We start from the raw sequence: 19,119 nt of genomic DNA, 5'->3' as shown, positions 1-19,119 counted from the left end.
TCTGTTAGACGGGTAAAGTGGCTCTAGAATATCCATAGTCAATATAATTTGACATAAACTAGATTCAGAGTGTAATAGTAAACATCCTGAAAATTTAATTCAAAGTTAGAGAGACACTCTACCTCAATGGAGTTTTTCTTTTGATGTTTTCAGCTAAGCTAAGTAGAAATTCGGTATTTAATCGCAGTTTATTATACTAATTGCAGAGTTGGTAAGATTTTTTATTATAGGATCGGTGTTTTCTCTAGGTTTTTTTCTCAACCTGCTACACAAACTAATATGGCGATCGCTATTTAGAGCAAATATGCGCCCAATCTTACTCCCATACTAGGCAATTTCGGATACTAGAGCGATCGAACTAGTTATCTATTCAATAATTTCTGTATAGATTTACACTTAAAAGCTGTGGTACTCCTCAAGCGTGACCGCCGAGCTTCAGTAAATTTAAGGAATCTACAGATGTTATCTACCTTTTGATTAATAACAACTGTAAAATTGCTTAATTCAATAGCTTAAAAGCCAATCTTCAAGCAAATAGTTCTGTTTAATAAAATTTTAATAAAGTAGTTGGCATTCAGCGATCGCTAGTGAAATAGTGAAAATAACCAACAGAATTATTCGCATCTACACCGAGTGATTTAATTCTGGTAATCTACTAACTCCGATAGCGAATAGTTGCTAAACCATCAGTGGTTTGAGCTTAAAAACATAAGATAAATAAATAAACAAACCGCTAGAGACAAAAGCCAATGGTTCCAGTTAACTTTAAAAAAATAGCAACAAAAAAAGAAGTAGTTGCTCTGCTTGAGTATTTAAAACAGGAAACAGGTACAGCCATTCAAATTCATGATGCTGATGGCAAAAGAATAGTAGGAGTAGGTAGTGAAAACTCAACACATAGGTATCCAATTGAATTTGCCGACCGTGTTATTGGCTGGATTGCTGGTAGTGAAAAAGCTATTGCTATTGTTAACCTGATTTCTTACTTACTAAAACAGGAATTTGAGAAAAAGGCGCTGGCAAACGAATTATTAGAGAAATATCGAGAGCTGACTTTGCTCCACGATATTACGACTCAGATTACTGCTAGCTTAGAATTAAAAGAAGTTGCCCAACTGGTTATTGAGGGTGTTGGGAAACTAATTGAAGCTACAGGCGGATCGATTTTACTCCTGAATCAAAAAACAGGAGAGTTAGAATCTCTATCATCTGTTGGTCAAGCTTTTCCATCTCAAGAATCTTTGAAGTTATGTGGAGGACTTATTGGTCGGATTGCTGACACAGGTAAAGGCGAGATTGTCAATGATATTACTGCCGATCCTAGATTTGGTGAGTATCAAGGACCGATCAAATCTTTAATTTGCGTCCCACTGAAGACGAAAGAACAAATGAATGGGGTGATATTTTTTTGGAGCCAAGAAGTAGATGAGCTGAGCGAGAGAACCGCGCTCTCATACAATTCTGAAGACTTAAAAATTCTGACGATGTTTGCTTTCCACGCAGCAGTAGCAATTGAGAAGGCTCTCCTTTACGAACAAAGTTGCATTTCTGCGACTGTTGCTCAAGCACAAGCTCAACAGTTACAGCAAGCTTTATATGAATTGCAACATACCCAAGCTCATCTAATTCAGAGTGAGAAAATGTCTAGTTTGGGACAGCTAGTAGCAGGAATTGCTCATGAGATCGACAGTCCCGTGAACTTCATTCATGGTAATCTCGCTTACATAAGTAATTATGCTCAAAATTTATTAAATTTGATCGAACTTTATCAAAAATATCATCCTAGCGATCGCGTTCAAATTCAAGAATTGATGGCGAACATTGACTTAGAATTTCTCTTAGAGGATTTACCAAAAACACTAAATTCAATGAAAGTAGATGTAGGACGCATTCGTAAAATTGCGCTGTCACTGCGTAACTTCTCTCGCTCTGATGAGTTAGAAATGAAGCCGATAGATATTAATGAAGGGATTGATAGTACTCTGCTGATTTTAGATAGTCGCCTGAAAGCAATCAGCAAGCATTCTGGAATTCGGATTGTTAGAGAATATGGCAAATTGCCTTTGATTGACTGTTATTCTAGTCAAATTAATCAAGTATTTATGAGTATTCTTGCTAACGCAATCGATGCTGTGGAAAATCAGAGCGAAGCTGGAACCATTACCATTCGTACAGAAGTCATGGAAGTCGAAAATGAAAGTTCCTTAGCTTTAGGAATGTGGCAGCTTGAAGACAAATTTACCGCTCATTCTAGTTTCTCCTTCTCTAGTCCCCACGTCGTTATTCGTATTCAAGATAATGGCGCTGGAATTAGCGAGGAAGTTCGCGATCGCATATTCGAGCCTTTCTTTACAACGAAAACTGCTGGTAATGGCGCTGGTTTAGGTCTTTCTATCAGTCACCAAATTGTTGAGAAGCACGGAGGAGTTTTAAAGTGTTTTTCCGAACCAGGACACGGAGCCACATTCTGTATTCAAATTCCGATTAAGCAAACAATGATGTTGCAACCTATATTCAGCTCGGCAAATGGAAATAAAGTATTTAATTCAGAATTATCGCTAGCTGGCATCATTTAAAGGTAGTTATCCTAGAATTTTCAATATTCTCAAATTTATTGTTATCTATCTTCAGCCTTCCATCTAAAGTAGTAGGTAAATCAATGCAGAATCAGACTCAAATCAATTCCATTCATCAGTTAGTTGAACTTCAAGTCTTAAAAACTCCTGATGCCGTAGCAGTTGTTTTTGAAAACCAACAACTGACTTATCGAGAATTGAATGAAAGAGCAAATCAACTAGCACATTACCTACAGGCATTGGGAGTTAAGCCAGAAGTTTTAGTAGGAATTTGTGTCGATCGCTCTTTAGAGATGATTGTGGGGCTTTTAGGCATTCTCAAAGCTGGTGGAGCGTATCTACCCCTTGACATGTCATATCCTATCGATAGACTGCGATACATGTTAGAAGATGCTCAGGCTCCTATTTTACTAACTCAAAGCCATCTCAGCGATCGTCTTCCCAAGTGTAACAGTCATGTTGTTTATCTAGATAGCGATTGGCAGGCGATCGCTCAATATACAAGAGCAAATCCTCAAAGCAAACTTACTTTAGACAATTTGGCATATGTGCTATATACCTCTGGCTCAACTGGAAGACCAAAGGGAGTGGCTATGCCACAGCATCCTCTAGTGAACTTATTAACCTGGCAAATACAAAATTTCAGATATCCAGTAGCTAGAACTTTACAGTTCACACCTGTTAGCTTTGATGTCTCCTTCCAAGAAATTTTTTCAACTTTATCTTCTGGTGGCACTTTAGTTTTGGTGTCAGAGTCAATCCGACGAAATGCTGAAGCACTGCTGCATTACCTGAGCGCACAGGCTATTGAGCGTTTATTTCTTCCATATATTGCACTTCAGCATTTAGCTGAAGTCGCTAAAACTAAACTCAATTTACCGATTTATTTACGAGAAATCATTACAGCTGGAGAACAGCTAAAAATTACTAACTCAATTGCACATTGGTTTAGTCATCTTAAAGAGTGTACATTGGAAAACCAGTATGGACCTTCTGAAAGCCACGTAGTAACTGCATATAGACTCTCAGGCTCATCTAAAAACTGGCTTCATTTACCACCAATTGGACAGCCTATTGCGAATACCCATATCTATTTGCTAGATCCAAACTTACGCCGCAAAGAAGATCCGTGCCAACTAGTTGCTACCGGAGAAATAGGAGAACTGGCAATTGGTGGGGTAGCTTTAGCGCGAGGCTATCTTAACCAACCGGAATTGACAGATAATAAGTTCATTCCTAACCCCTTTAGCAACGAAACAGAAGCGCGACTCTATAGAACTGGGGATTTAGCACGTTACCGACCAGATGGCACTCTTGAGTATATAGAACGGATTGACGCTCAAGTTAAAATTCGCGGTATTCGCATTGAGTTAGGTGAGATCGAAGTTATTCTCAGTCAACATCCTTTAGTAAAAGATGTTGTAGTCGTTGCTCGTGAGGATTCATCAGATAACAAGCGCTTAGTGGCTTACATTGTTATTGAAGACGCTCGGCTTACTAGAGACAAAGATGAGATAGCTGTACATCTTCGCACTTTTGTTCAGGAGCAGCTGCCTAATTGCATGGTTCCATCTGCTTTTATGTTTCTTGATACACTACCACTGACTCCCTCCGGTAAAGTCGATCGCAGAGCGCTTCCTACGCCCAGTCAAAGTAGACCTGCTTTAAAAGAGGATTTGGTGCTACCTCGAACTCAGATAGAGAAGAGTTTATCAGAAATCTGGTCACAGGTTCTTAGTATTCAGCCAGTAGGAGTTTATGACAATTTCTTTGACTTAGGTGGAAATTCTCTACTAGCCATTCAAGTAATATTTAAAGCGAGAGAAGTTTTTCAAATAGAGATCCCCATAGTTGCTTTATTTGATACCCAGGCAATAGCCACTCTTGCTGAGTTTATCAATGCCGCTATTAGCTCAAAGACGGCAGCAACCAGCGATGATAGCACTATTGCTGATTTGGAAGCGGATGCTGCCTTGGTTCCTACTATCAACCTCGACCATCTCTCAACAGCAATTAAGACTGAACCAGATAATATCTTCATTACTGGAGTTACGGGCTTTTTAGGAGCCTTTTTACTCTATGAACTTCTAGAGCAGACTCAAGCTAACATTTATTGTCTCGTTCAAGCCACCGATCCCGAAATAGGTAAACAAAAGATCCAAAGTAATCTTGAGAAATATCTACTATGGGACAAAAAAAATAATTCTAGAATCATTCCAATTACTGGAGATTTATCAGAGCCGTTATTGGGAGTTTCTGAAGAACAGTTTCTGGCTTTAGCTCGCAAAATCGATGTGATTTACCACAATGCTGCATACATTAATCTGATCTATCCTTATACCGCTCTTCGCGCAACTAACGTTTTCGGTACTCAAGAGCTTTTAAAACTAGCAACCCAGATCAAAGTTAAACCTTTCCACTTTATCTCTACTCTTGACGTATTCCAAACTTCACGAGCATTTGGAACTAACTTGATTACAGAACAGGACGAACTGAATCCAAGCGAAGCAATTCGTTTTGATGGTTATACCAAGAGTAAGTGGGTATCTGAGAAAATGGTCACAACTGCTCAATTGCGAGGACTGCCCGTTTCTATATACAGACCAGCAATGATTACAGGGCATAGCAAAACAGGCGTGGCGAATGTAAACGATCTGATGAACCGATTAATCAAAGGATTTGTTCAACTTGGATATGCTCCTAGTTTCGATATGATGTTTAATATAGCTCCAGTAGATTATTTCAGCAAAGGGGCAATATACATATCTAGACAAGAAGAATCTCTGGGAAAAACATTTAACTTTATTAATCCTCAGCCAGTATCAATGACTCAATTTGTTGAAACTATCAATACCTGCGGTTATTCAGTACAACAAGTTTGTCATAAACAATGGGAAGATTTACTGAGGAACAATATAGAGTCATTAGACAGCATAGTATCTGTGCTAACTTCAAAAACCTCAGAGAAAGGCTTGAGCTATTTAGAAAAATGTTCAGTAGGAGCGAACTTGACTAGCTATAAAAATGTTATAAACGGACTTAAAGGAACTACAATTGTTTGTTCCCCAATCAATGCTCAGTTGCTGAGTACATACTTGTTTTACTATATCCGAAGTGGTTTTCTTAAAATGCCAGAAATCTGCAATGGCAAACAACCTGTCATGTCTCTATCTATGTAAGCTTTGACTCTTCTCAAAAGCTATCTTGAACAGTCCTCATTCGTTTGCTACTTCTTATACCAGATAGAAAGCGCTCCAAGGCAATGTCTTTCTGGCTGAAGTCAGAATGAGGACATTTACTTTGTATGCTGTGCTAAGTGTGATGTGAGCTTACAATCCAAATCTATGCTTGAGATGCTAAGCTGTTAATTTTGAAATTAATCTGGGAACTATAGGTTTGGTTGAGTAAGTTAAATCATATTTTGTATCTCTGTAAAGAGATTGATGTAGGGATATGCTGCTGAATACTGCAAAAAACCCCATTAAGAAATCAATTGCTTCCAGACTATTTACTCATGTACTAGCAAGTGCTTTAGTAGGGTTAGCTGGAATGTCCTGTTTTTTCTATCAAGCATTAGAAAATCGAGCTAAAGAAGAAATTCAAAGTAATCTCAGCACGCAAGTCAAGTCAATTGAAGGAGAGTTTGCTAAAGCTGAGCAACTGAATTTGAGTTTAGTTGCTACAGTCAAGACCATGCATCGTCTGAGTATCAAAGACGCAAATGCATATAAACAGATAGTTTTCGAGCTGTTTCAGCAACGTTCATCTCTAATGTTGGCTCTTGGTTTTGGTCAGGAGCCTTTCCAACTTCTGCTAGATCGTCAATCGTTTTGGCCATACTTTTTCCTAGATCAGGATACTCCCGATCAAGTGGGACAACCTCTAGCACCACCACATAATCATATTCGGTTTGCAGATGTATGTGAGGTTGATAGTAAATGCCGCGAACAAGAATTTTACAAATTACCTGTGGTAATAAAAAAAGCTATTTGGTTAGAGCCGTACCAATGGTCTGGAATTACCATGACTACTACTGGAGCGCCAATATATGATGATAACAACAAGCTAATTGGAGTTACTGGATTAGATATAAATGTGACAGCTCTTAGCGCTCAAATACAAACTCCCAAAAGCTGGAAATCGGGTTATCTAGCAATTATAAGTGAAAAAGGAAACCTGCTTACTTATCCTCCAGATCCCCAAAAGGCTAAGGCACTGTCAACATACAAGGATATACCCGAATTAAAGGCTGTATGGCAAAAGATATCGAATGGTAAAGCTGGATTAATTCAAGCTGAGGGACACTACTGGGCATACGAGCGAGTTAAAGGTACAAACTGGTTGACGATCGCATCAGTGCCTCAATGGGTTGTGCTGGGTCCCGCGTTAACTATTACTGTGGGAGGAGCGCTGGGAGCGGCTATCATCCTGGCTTTAGTTGTTGCCTTCTTTATCCGCAGACTGAATCAGCGCTTACAACACATTATGGCTGAGTGCGATCGCCTAGCAGAGATAGATTTGCAAAGGACGCGCCGACTTAACCAAGCATCTGAAGTAATTGCTAGCAATACGTTTCAGCAGTCTGAAGCGAGGAATACAGATGAACTGGAAGTTTTAGAGCAAGCTTTTAATAAGATGGCAGCCCAGCTAGAAGCATCATTTGAAGAGCTAGAACTGCGAGTTCAAGAGCGCACGGCTTATTTAACTGCCGTGATTGATAACTTAGCAGATGGGTTGTTGGTCGTCGATTTAAATGGTAAAATCGCTCGGGTCAATCCAGCCTTATTTGCTCTATTTGGAATTGAAGAGACAGATTTAACTGGTCGTGATTGTCAAGTTGTATTTAATCGTAAGATTGTCGAGTTAGTAGAAGAAACTCGTAGAAATCTAAAAAAAGTTTTTGTTGCAGAAATAGAGTTGTCGAGCGGTTGTACTGGAAAAGCAGTCGCAACTGCCATTGTGAAAGATGCCGATTCTACAAATAAGCAAAATGGAAAAGAACGGTGCATTGGTTCAGTTCTATTGATTCGAGATATCACGTCAGAAAAAGAGGTGGATCAGATGAAAACTGATTTCATTTCTACAGTATCTCACGAGCTTAGAACACCTCTAACATCAGTTCTTGGTTTTGCCAAAATCATTAAGAAGAAACTCGAAGAAGTTGTCTTTCCCGTCATTCCAACAGATGATAAAAAAGTTCAACGTAATGTGAGACAAATAGCAGACAATCTGGATATTATCGTATCAGAAGGTGGCAGACTGACAGATTTAATTAATGATGTCTTGGATATTGCCAAAATGGAGGCGGGTAAGATTGAGTGGAAGATGGCTCCCCTACAAATTAATGAAGTCATAGATAGAGCGATCGCAGCTACTTCTGCGCTCTTTCACCAAAAAAATCTGGAATTAATTCGAGATATTGAATCCGAGGTGCCAGAGATTATAGGCGATCGCGATCGCTTAATTCAAGTAGTCATTAACCTAATTTCTAACTCTGTCAAATTTACTGATACTGGCTCAATTACTTGCAAAGTCAAAACCAATGAAACTCAAATTCATATTAGTATTATCGATACAGGCATAGGGATTGCTGAAGCCGATTTAGATAAAGTATTTGAGAAATTCAAGCAAGTGGGTGATACCCTCACTGACAAACCAAAAGGTACGGGCTTAGGATTACCAATTTGCAAACAAATTGTCGAACATCACGGAGGTAAAATATGGGTTGAAAGTACTTTAGGTACAGGTAGTAAATTTTCCTTTACCTTACCCATCATGATTGCTTGTGACTTGAAACCAAAAACTTTCGATGTCGATACTCTCGTCAAGCAGTTGCGAGAACATGTAGTCATGAAGTCTGCTAATTCTAAAACGACTAAAAAAACAATTTTAGTCGTCGATGACGATGCTAATATTCGTCAATTGCTCCGGCAGCAGCTAGAGTCTGAAGGATACAATATTCTTGAAGCTAAAGATGGCATAGAAGCGATCGCCTTTGTGAAAAAATCTGCTCCCGACCTTATTATTCTAGATGTTATGATGCCAGAAATGAGCGGTTTTGATGTAGCAGCCGTTCTCAAAAACGATCCCAAAACTATGAATATTCCCATTATTATTCTATCAATTGTAGAAGATAGAGAGCGGGGCTACCGCTTGGGAATTGAACGCTACTTAATGAAGCCAATTGAGACAGATACTTTATTGCATGAAATTGGTACACTGACGACTCAAGCTAATTCTAGTAAAAAAGTTTTAGTGGTTGATGAAGATGTATCTACTGTAAAAACTTTAGCTGAAGTTTTACAAGCTAAAGGTTACAGTGTAGTTGAAGCTATTGATGCTCAAGAATTGCGAGAAAAAGCAATGTCGGTTCAACCATACATGATTATTGCTAACGCTAACTTTTGGGAGCGCTCCGAAGTTATTAAAACTTTACGTTTTGAAAAAGGTTTAGAAAATGTTTTCTTTATCTTACTGGCAGACCGTAAGGATGACGATCGTTCTGAAGCATTAACTACACAGAATGAAATTTTACTTCCAGGAGCTTTTATCAAAAATGAAAAACTCGTATAAAGCTTTATCCAACGATATAGATTGTAGGTTAGTATAACTATGCCTTAGAGTAGTACGCGATCGCACCAAAAGTTTCAGTTTGAATTTTGCTAACCGAGATTTAGGTATATGGGTGAAGAGATGAATTTAAAAATTTTAATTGTTGATGACGAACCTCACGTCAGACTTTTAATGGAGCAAACATTAGAAGAATTGGAGGATGAAGGAGTAGAACTACTATTTGCAGAAAACGGTGAGATAGCACTGAATACGATCGAGAACGAGCGACCTCAGCTCGTATTTTTAGACGTGATGATGCCAAAAATGAATGGTTTTGATGTATGCGATACAGTTAAGAATAAGTTAGGCATTTCCGATGTCTATATTATTATGTTGACAGCTAAAGGTCAGGAATTCGATCGACAAAAAAGTATAGAGGTTGGAGCAGACATGTATACTACCAAACCGTTCGATCCTGATGAGATTACGGAGAAAGCCAGAGAAGTTTTGGCTTTGTAAAAACCTGAGTATTGCATTCTGTTACCAAAAATCAGGCTGGTGAATAATTAAGCGCGATCGCTGCCATACACCGCAACTCATTGTAAATGACAGTCTAGTACGATTTTTGAAAGACAAGTCCGATCGAGTAGAGCCTTTTGCGGTAGTATGCTTCTAACTGCAACAATTGTCCTGACAATGACCTCTACATCAGCCATCGATCTCAGCAATAGTTCTCTCCCAGAAGCTTCAAATACCTGGGCAACGCAATTACTTCAGCAATTACTGGATCGTCAATCTTTGTCTGGCGCGCAAGCAGCGCAACTCATGCAGGAATGGCTCAACGAAAGCATTCCACCTGTCTTATCTGGAGCAATATTAGCAGCAATTCAGGCTAAAGGTGTATCAGCCGAAGAACTGGCTGGGATGGCTCAAGTTTTACAATCTGTGCGGGCGCACGGCACGGGCGCACAGCTATGCGCCCCTACACCTTTAATCGATACCTGTGGTACCGGTGGAGATGGAGCTGCAACCTTTAATATATCTACTGCGGTTGCCTTTGTCGCAGCAGCGGCGGGAGTACCAGTAGCTAAACACGGCAATCGCTCTGCTTCTAGTCGAGTCGGTTCTGCGGATGTGTTGGAAGCACTAGGAGTTAATCTCAATGCTGCCGCAGAAAGAATACAAGTAGCTGTTGCAGAAGTAGGTATTACATTTTTATTTGCTCCTGGGTGGCATCCTGCGATGAAGGCGGTTGCGCCGTTACGCAAAACGTTGAAAGTACGGACGGTGTTTAATCTATTAGGACCGTTAGTCAACCCTTTGCGCCCAACAGGACAAGTCATTGGAGTTTGTGAATCAAACTTACCACTGACTATCGCTCATGCCTTGCAGCAGTTAGGGACAAAACAGGCAATTGTGCTGCACGGACGGGAAAGGTTGGATGAAGCAGGTTTAGGTGACGCTACAGATTTAGCAGTGTTATCTAACGGACAGGTAGAGTTAACAACTATACATCCGCAGGAACTAGGCTTAGCACCCGCACCAACAGCAGCATTAAGGGGTGGAGACGTACATGAAAATGCAGCAATTCTCACTGCTGTATTGCAAGGTAAGGGAACTCAAGCACAGCAAGATGTTGTTGCATTAAATGCAGCGCTAGCACTGCAAGTAGGAGAAAAGATTCCTTTAGGTGAATATGCTGCTGGCATTAGCCTAGCTAGGGAAATTTTGTATAGTGGTGCTGCTTGGGCAAAGCTACAGCAACTCGTACAATTCCTCTAAATCAGTTATCAGTAGTAGTTGGTAGTTGGTAGTTGATGGGTAAGAGTTAACTGGTCACTGGTCACTGGTCACTGTTATTAGCGATCGCGCTACAGTAGTGAGTCAAAGATATCGTGTTGGTAGGCAGCGATGGTATCGCCTAAGTATTCTTTAGTTGTTCCAGTCTATAACGAAGAAAAAAATATCCTAGAACTCTATCGCCGCGTCAGTGCGGTTGGCGAACAATTGGATGGAGCCATAGAACTCATATTTGTTAATGATGGCAGCCGCGATCGCACTTTGCAAATCGTGCGCGACTTACATCAAAATGACCCTCGCGTATCCTACCTCAGTCTTGCCCGCAATTTCGGACATCAAATTGCGGTGACGGCTGGACTTAATTTTGCCAGGGGTGAAGTGGCAATTGTCATGGATGCAGACTTACAAGACCCGCCAGAATTGATTTTAGAGATGGTAGCCAAATGGCAAAATGGCTTTCAAGTTGTTTATGCCCAACGCACGCAGCGCCAAAAAGAAAGTTGGTTCAAACGCGGTACGGCATACATATTTTATCGCCTGCTCCAACACCTTGCTGATGTCGATATTCCCACCGACACTGGAGATTTCTGTTTGATCGATCGGCAAGTCTTAGATATCCTTAACGCCATGCCAGAACGCAATCGCTACATGCGCGGCTTACGGGCTTGGATTGGTTTTCGTCAAACATCCGTACAATTCGATCGCCCGCCTCGTTTTGCTGGTAAGGTTAATTACACTTTTGGTAAGTCTTTGGCTCTGGCTTTAAATGGGTTGGTGTCGTTCTCCAAAGTCCCCTTGCGCCTCTCTACTTATGTCGGTCTATTTGCTGCGGCGATCGCTGTTCTCATGGCTCTACTCGTATTGTACTGGCGATTGTTTGTCCCTCAGTCCCCTTTGACTGGGTTTACGATGATTTTGGTAGCTATTTTCTTCCTTGGTGCGGTTCAACTTGTTAGTATTGGCATCTTAGGCGAGTATGTCGGGCGGATTTATGAAGAAGTTAAAGGCAGACCAATTTACACCCTAGCCGAAGTTAGGGGATTTCCCAGTCATTCCGAATCTCAAACAAAAATTAGGGAGTCGGGGGGAAGAGAGCTGAGGGAGCCCAGGGAGCTGAGGAAGCTGAGGGAGGAAGAAATTTAAAGTCTCCACACCCTTTCTTCACTGGTCACTGATAACTGGTCACTGGTCACTGTAATTTTCCTGCGGTGCGTAAAATTTGTCCTGCTAAAATCGCTGCGCCAAAACCGTTATCTATATTGACAACTCCTATCCCTGCTGCACAAGAGTTGAGCATTGTCAAGAGGGGAGCTAAGCCGCCGAAACTCGCACCATAACCGACGCTGGTAGGAACGGCAATGACAGGACAATCGGCTAATCCTGCAACGACGCTGGGTAAAGCCCCTTCCATTCCCGCGACGACAATTAATACGGATGCTTCAGCGATGACGTGGCGGTTATCTAGCAGGCGATGAATACCAGCAACACCCACATCCCACAACCGGAGAACGCGGAAACTAGACAGTTCGGCAGTTATAGCCGCTTCCTCAGCTACGGGTAAATCGGCAGTCCCTGCCGAGAGAATACCAATTTTACCAGGGTACTGCGGTTCGATCCGTACTGGTGCGATCGCCGCAATTTTTGCCATCGGATAGTAACGCAGTCCCTCTACCTTCTCTTCTAGCTGTTCTGCTACATCAGGTTCGATGCGCGTCGCCATCACTACTGAATTGCGCTGGCGCATTGCTGCCATAATTTGCACGATTTGGTCGGGAGTTTTGCCTTGACCCCAAATCGTTTCAGGAAACCCAGTTCTTAGCTGGCGATGATGGTCGATACGGGCAAATTCACCAACTGGTTCGTAGGTAAAATGTTTCAATTTGTCTAAGGCGACAGTTGGACTTACGTTACCAGCTGCTACAGATTCTAAGAGCGATCGCAAGGCTTCGGGTTGGGACATTTGAGGGGCGAGGAGTGAGGAGTGAGGAGCGAGGGGACAAGGAAGGAGTTTATTTTAACTTTTGACTTTTAACTTTTGACTTTTCCTAGACCCTATTCTGTCACTTTCAGTTCGTATTTGTTCCATAGAGTCCCAGCTTGAGAGCCGAGGGCGGTGTATTTTACTCCTTGGATGCGATCGCGAATTGCTGCTAGGGATAAGGGATTGACTAGGTAGATGAAAGGTAAGTATTCCTGAGTCAGACGTTGGGTTTGCTGGTAAATTTTTTTGCGTTTATTTTCGTCTAACTCTTGCGCCCCACGGATGTATAGCCGACCGATTTCGGCTTCCCAGTCTGCAACTTCTCTACCGATCAGCGGTTCTTGTCCTGGCTGAGGTTTGAAATTAAATGCGTGTAAGCCACCATCGGGCAACCATACATTAGCACTATCGTGGGGTTCTAAGCTACCAGAAATGAACCCCAGTAGATAGCATTCCCAATCGAGGGAACTATTGAGTTTATCTACCAAAATATTAAAATTGATGGGATTGTAATCAACTTGAATCCCGATTTTACTCAAATCTTGCCTAATTTGCGCCCCCATTGCTACGCGAGTTTTATTTTCAGTATTGGTAATTAAAGAAAAACGCACGCGATTTCCGTCTGCATCAAGTAACTGATTTCTAGAGTTATATTTAAATCCTGCATTCAATAGTAACTTTTTAGCTTTATCGGGATTGTATTCATAGACTTTCAATCCTTGTTCTGGGGAGAGATAAAAAGGGTTTTGCGGTTCTATAGGTGAATTTTGAACTGTACCTACGCCACGAAAAACATTATTCAACATTCTTTCGCGGTCAATTGCATGAGCAACGGCTTGACGAAAAGCTAAATTGTTAAACCAACGAGACTTTACTGGATCGACAACAGGATTACCGTTTTTTCTTTTACCTTTGTTGAGGTTGAAAGAAATAAATGTTTTGCTAAATCTTGAACCTCCGTTATAAACGGTAAATCCTCCCCGTTCTTCTTCTTGTTTGAGTAGAGAAAAGTCTTCAGGAGTAATTTCGATACTATCTAATCCTCTAGAACGAAATTGGAGAGTGGTTGTATCGGTAGATTCAATAATTTGCCAAACAATTCTTTCTACATAGGGCAACTGATTTCCTTGGCTATCTTTACGCCAATAATAAGGATTACGACGAAATACAACTCTTTGACCAGGTGTGAAACTTTCTATTTTATAAGCACCATTAACAATAATTTTTGCTGGGTCAGTGTCGGTTCCCCAAGTTGAGGTAAATAAAGGATTACCCTTAGTATCTTTAGATATAATCGATTTAGCTAAAGCGTGTTTGGGTAAAATTCCTACAGAATTAGTTGACGCTCCTGTAGTTGTACTGAGAAATGGGGCAAATGGAGTAGAAAAGGTAAAATCTACTTGGCGATCGCTCATTTTTTTAATTTGAGGAAATTCGGCTTTATCGCCAATTTTCAAACCATCTTTCCAATCGGTAGGAATTTGCGGATTGAAAATGATGTCTTGATAAGTAAAGATAACATCATCTGCTGTTAAAGGTTCACCATCAGACCAGCGTAAGTTCTCGCGTAAGGTAAAAGTAATATGCTTTTTATCTTCAGAAATTTGCCAAGATTCTGCTAAAGCTGGCTCAATTTCTCCAGTCTCACCATTGAGTGTAGTCAGTCCTTCACTAGTAAATAAAAATACGTGAGGATATTCTTGATTGAGGGCGTAGTTAAAAGTTTTAGGATCTCTTAAAGTACTCGTTACCCATTGCGATTGTGCTGCTGATGTTTTAAATTCTGTAGGGTTGCAACCTGTAAGCAAGATTTGACAGGTAAAGCAGAGAATTAATATAAGAACAATAACTCGCGATCGCATTGTATAATTAGATAATTATTTCTAGTCTTTCGCTTCTTTCAACTCATAAACATTCCAAAGCGTCCCGCCTAAAGCAGAGAATTTTGTTCCTTCAATGCGATCGCGAATTGCTGCTAAAGCTAAAGGATTGATTAAATGAATAAAGGGGAGGTACTCTTGTGCTAAACGCTGAGTTTCTCCATAAATTTCTTTACGCTTTGTTTCGTCAAGTTCTCTTGCTCCCTCAATGTAAAGACGACCGATTTCTGCTTCCCAATCTGCAACTTCTCGTCCTTCAATCGGCGGTTGTCCTGGTTGTGGTTTCTGATTAAAAGGATGAAAACCACCGTCAGGCGACCACACATTTGCTCCACTATATGGTTCAATGCTACCAGTAATTAAACCAAAATAAGATTCCCATTCTAGAGTATTGGTAATTTTATCTACCATGACGGCAAAGTCAATTGGAGTAAAATCAACTTGAATCCCAATTTTGCTGAGATCGCGCTTGACTTGCGACCCGATCGCATCAACAGTTCTATTACCCGCTTGGCTAATCATGGTGAACCGGACTCGATTACCTTCAGCATCGAGTAATTGACCTCTATTGTTATATTTAAATCCAGCGCTTTCGAGCAATTCTTTAGCTTTTTCAGGATTATAGTTATAAACTTTTAAGCCTTCTTCAGGAGAAAGATAGTAAGGGCTTTGAACAGAAATTGGCGAGTTTTGTAGTTCTCCTAAACCGCGATAGACATTATTTAGCATTGCTTCGCGATTTATACCATAAGCGACTGCTTGTCTAAATGCTACTGTATTAAACCAGCGTGATTTGATTGGATTGACTAAAGGTTTTCCCTGACGACGACCTTTATTTAAATTGAAACAAATAAAGTTTGTGCCAAAGTCTGGACCACCACTATAGATTTTAAAATTTCCTCGGTCTTCCTCTCGTTTCAGTAATTGAAAACTCGTAGGACCAATTTCTAGCATGTCTAATCCTAGCGAACGAAACTGGATTAAAGCTGTATCTGGTGATTCCACAATTTGCCAAATTAGCCGCTCAATATAAGGTAAAGCATTTCCTTGCGTGTCTTTTCGCCAGTAGTAGGGATTGCGGCGAAAGACTATTCGCTGGTTTACAGTGTAGCTTTCCAGTGTAAAAGGACCATTGACCACAATTTTTTGCAAATCTGTATCAGTTCCCCATGTGGACAAAAACTGGGGTCTACCATCTTTATTTTTAGTTTCTACCGATTGACGTAGGGCGTGTTCTGGTAAGATGACTATACCACCTGCAAATCGTAAAAAAGGTGCAAATGGCTCTGGAACGGTAAATTCGACTCGGCGGCTATCTAATTTACGAACTTTAGGTAAAGCTTTACTCTTGCCAATACGCAGAATATCTCTAATATCTGTGGGAATTTGCTCGTTAAAGTAAATATCATTATAAGTAAAAACGATATCGTCAACTGTTAGCGGTTCTCCATCTGACCATTTTAAATTTGGTTTTAGAGTAAAAACGATTTTGAGATTGTCTTCAGAAATTTCCCAAGACTCAGCTAATGCTGGCTCTAGCTTTCCAGTTTCGCCATTTTCAGTAATTAATCCTTCATAAAGAAATCCAAAAACATTGGGTGACGATTGATTTAAGGCATAATTAAAAGTTTGCGGATCGCCTGGAACTCTCGCCACGATTTGCTGAACTTGAGTTGCGTTAGTTCTCATTTCAGTGGGATTACAGCCAGAAAGCGCGATCGCAACTAATAATATAAGTGTTATTAGAAAATTTCGACGGATCATAAATTGGGATTTGTATATGTAATTGTAGGGGCGCACATCTGTGCGCCCCTACATCTCTGAATTTATTGTTCTTTGACCTTCAATTCGTAAATATTCCAAAACGCACCACCTAAAGCAGAGAATTTTGTTCCCTCAATGCGATCGCGAATTGCAGCTAGCGATAAAGGATTATATAAGGTAATGTAGGGTAAATATTCTTGAGCAGTGCGTTGAAATTCATTGTAAATTTCTTTGCGTTTGGCTTCGTCAAATTCCTGCGCTCCTTTAATAAATAGATCTTCAATCTTTTGTTCCCAATCTGCAATTTCTCGTCCTTGAATTGGTGCTTGTCCTACTTGGGGTAATTGGTTGAAATTGTGCAAGCCACCTGCTGTCAACCATACATTTGCGCCGTCATTCGGTTCAATTCCACCACCAATGAAACCACCGATATAACACTCCCAATCTAAAGAATTAGAAGTTTTATCCATTAAAGTTCCAAAGTCGAGAAACTGTAGATCGACTTGCATTCCAATTTTGCCTAAGTCTCGTTGAATTTGGGCTACCGTTCTCCCACTATTACCTCTACCCCCAGCAGGAACCATGAGGGTAAAACGCACTCGATTACCTTGAGCATCAAATAATTGATTTTTATTGTTGTATTTGAATCCAACTTTTTGCAGTAATTCTTTAGCTTTAGCTGGATCGTAGTTGTAAACTTTCAGCCCTTTTTCAGGAGGAAGAAAATACGAACTTTGAGTATCAATTGGCGAATTTTGTAGTTCTCCCAAACCCCGTAAAAAATTATTTATCATCGTCTGGCGATCGAGTCCATAAGCAACTGCTTGTCTGAACTCAACTGTATTAAACCACCGCGATTTAATTGGATTGACTAAAGGTTTACCGTTTCTGCTACCTTTATTTAGATTGAAAGTAATGAAGGACATACCGAAAGCAGGTCCACCATTGTAAATTTTAAAATTACCTCGTTCTTCTTCGCGCTTGAGCAGAGAAAAATTATCTGCTGAAGCAGAAGCTATATCTAATCCACCAGAACGAAACTGGACTAAAGTTGTTTCTGGATTTTCAACAATTCGCCAAATGTATTTTTCAATATAAGGCTGAGAATTGCCTTGTGCATCTTTACGCCAATAATTAGGGTTACGGCGATAAACTAAGCGTTGGGCAGGTACGTAGCTTTCAAGTGTAAAAGGACCGTTTGTAACAACTTTTGTTGGATCTGTATCCGTTCCCCAAGTGGTTAAAAAGCGAGGGTTTCCCTTAGCGTCTTTTGTATTGACTGATTCTTGTAAAGCATGTTTTGGTAGAATGGCGATGGCACTCGTAGGATCTCCCGTCGTCGTAGCTAAGAATGGTGAAAAAGGTTCGGGCATGATAAATTCGACGCGGCGATCGTCCAACTTGATAACTTTTGGATAAGCTTTTTGCTTACCAATTTGAATATAATCTCTTAAATCTGTAGGAATGGCTTTGTTTAAAACAATATCGTTATAAGTAAATACGACATCATCTGCTGTCAGTGAATGACCGTCAGACCATTTTAAGCCTTCTCTTAAAGTAAAAATAATATTTAATTTATCTTCAGAAATTTGCCAAGATTCTGCTAATTCTGGTTCGAGTTCTTTGGTAATACCATTAACTGTAGTTAATCCCCTAAAGGTCATGTTAAAAATATTTGGGACTTGATGACCTAAAGCATAATTAAACGTATCGGGATCGGTAGTCACGCTTACTACTATTTGCGGTACGTCAGCCGCTTGGGTTCTCATCTCAGCCGGATTGCAGCCAGACAGCGCGATCGCCATGACTACAGCTAGTATACCTGCTAACCATTTACGCCAGGATTGGGAAAGAGTAATTGGGTATTTCATGAGATAACTTGAATCACAATCGCGCTACCAGTCACAAAAGTTTGCGAAATATTAAAATATCAATGTCTACATATATTGCTTCAAGCCTAACTATAATACCTATTTTCGCTAGAAGTAAGAGCGCGGACGGGCAAGATGCTCATCCCAAACCCCGTAACAATAAAATAACAGGAGCGATCGCCAATCTTACTTAAGCTGGCATTGCTCCTGTTACAGATAATTGAAAGGTTTACCAGTAACTACTATTTAGTTACCTTATCGACTGCCTCTTTTGCTCCCTCTACTGCTTTATTAACGATATTCTCTTCAGGATGAGATTTTTTAAACTCTTTGAGATTATCTTCGTACGTTTTGTCGATATCTTTGGATGCTTTTACTTGATCCTCATAAGCTTGTTCGCGCTGCTCGACATCCACAGTTCCAACTTGGCTATTTTTATCCATTTGTTCTTGTTGGATTAGTTTTTGGTTGGGAGTTGCGGCATAACTAGGCTCAGAGACAAACAAACCAGAAACGAGCAATAGCGCGATCGCGGCTAGTAATAAAACCTTGCGTTGTAAATTTTGCTTAAAATTGGTAAAAATGGACTGCATACAATCACCCTCCTAAGATTTGAAGCTGAACGCAATCCTACGAAGAAAGGTGCGGTAAAGGCTTCTACCGCAGGATACAGTTATGGTAGGGAGCAGGGAGTA

11 protein-coding genes are annotated in these 19,119 nt (G+C 40.4%); 6 read left to right on the top strand and 5 right to left on the bottom strand.

The window, feature by feature from the left end; all coding sequences use genetic code 11:
- The first annotated feature begins 749 nt into the window (after positions 1-749).
- The 6 genes from M5J74_RS09865 (at position 750) to M5J74_RS09840 (ending at position 12,071) form a co-directional block, all read left to right on the top strand.
- Positions 750-2,576 carry an ATP-binding protein gene (locus tag M5J74_RS09865; protein ID WP_106169124.1) on the top strand — a complete coding sequence of 609 codons (1,827 nt, stop codon included), beginning with the start codon at positions 750-752 and terminating at the stop codon, positions 2,574-2,576.
- An 83-nt stretch (positions 2,577-2,659) separates the two neighbouring features.
- Positions 2,660-5,755: an amino acid adenylation domain-containing protein gene (locus tag M5J74_RS09860; RefSeq protein WP_250016469.1), complete on the top strand. Its 3,096-nt coding sequence runs from the start codon at positions 2,660-2,662 to the stop codon at positions 5,753-5,755.
- A gap of 274 nt (positions 5,756-6,029) precedes the next feature.
- Entirely contained in the window at positions 6,030-9,149 is a 3,120-nt protein-coding gene (locus tag M5J74_RS09855) for an ATP-binding protein (protein ID WP_250016467.1), read from the top strand.
- A 120-nt stretch (positions 9,150-9,269) separates the two neighbouring features.
- On the top strand, positions 9,270-9,647 hold the full coding sequence (locus tag M5J74_RS09850) for a response regulator transcription factor (RefSeq protein ID WP_041462960.1): 378 nt from the start codon (positions 9,270-9,272) through the stop codon (positions 9,645-9,647).
- Between the two features lie 177 nt (positions 9,648-9,824).
- Positions 9,825-10,910: an anthranilate phosphoribosyltransferase gene (gene trpD, locus M5J74_RS09845; protein WP_106166570.1), complete on the top strand. Its 1,086-nt coding sequence runs from the start codon at positions 9,825-9,827 to the stop codon at positions 10,908-10,910.
- A 129-nt stretch (positions 10,911-11,039) separates the two neighbouring features.
- The gene (locus M5J74_RS09840) at positions 11,040-12,071 is read left to right on the top strand and encodes a glycosyltransferase family 2 protein (protein ID WP_106216831.1); all 1,032 of its coding nucleotides are present in this window, start codon (positions 11,040-11,042) and stop codon (positions 12,069-12,071) included.
- A gap of 46 nt (positions 12,072-12,117) precedes the next feature.
- Here M5J74_RS09840 and larB read toward each other — a convergent pair whose 3' ends face one another.
- The 5 genes from larB to M5J74_RS09815 form a co-directional block, all read right to left on the bottom strand.
- Complete coding sequence (gene larB / locus M5J74_RS09835) at positions 12,118-12,888, bottom strand: nickel pincer cofactor biosynthesis protein LarB (protein ID WP_015153938.1); 771 nt, start codon at positions 12,886-12,888, stop codon at positions 12,118-12,120.
- Between the two features lie 92 nt (positions 12,889-12,980).
- Entirely contained in the window at positions 12,981-14,771 is a 1,791-nt protein-coding gene (locus M5J74_RS09830; RefSeq protein WP_250016465.1) for an ABC transporter substrate-binding protein, read from the bottom strand.
- A gap of 21 nt (positions 14,772-14,792) precedes the next feature.
- Positions 14,793-16,553, bottom strand: coding sequence for an ABC transporter substrate-binding protein (locus tag M5J74_RS09825; protein WP_371933994.1), 1,761 nt, complete (start codon positions 16,551-16,553; stop codon positions 14,793-14,795).
- A 62-nt stretch (positions 16,554-16,615) separates the two neighbouring features.
- Positions 16,616-18,424 (bottom strand): ABC transporter substrate-binding protein, encoded by a 1,809-nt coding sequence (locus M5J74_RS09820; RefSeq protein WP_250016463.1) that lies wholly within the window; start codon positions 18,422-18,424, stop codon positions 16,616-16,618.
- A gap of 242 nt (positions 18,425-18,666) precedes the next feature.
- A complete protein-coding gene (locus M5J74_RS09815; protein ID WP_106166565.1) occupies positions 18,667-19,017 on the bottom strand; it encodes a hypothetical protein in 351 nt (116 codons plus the stop codon).
- Positions 19,018-19,119: the final 102 nt, after the last annotated feature.

The organism is Chroococcidiopsis sp. CCNUC1, from assembly GCF_023546805.1.
In the GTDB taxonomy this organism is placed as follows: Bacteria; Cyanobacteriota; Cyanobacteriia; order Cyanobacteriales; family Chroococcidiopsidaceae; genus Chroococcidiopsis; species Chroococcidiopsis thermalis.
The sequence above is the reverse complement of the archived record's forward strand: the minus strand, read 5'-3'. Positions and strand labels throughout refer to the sequence as shown.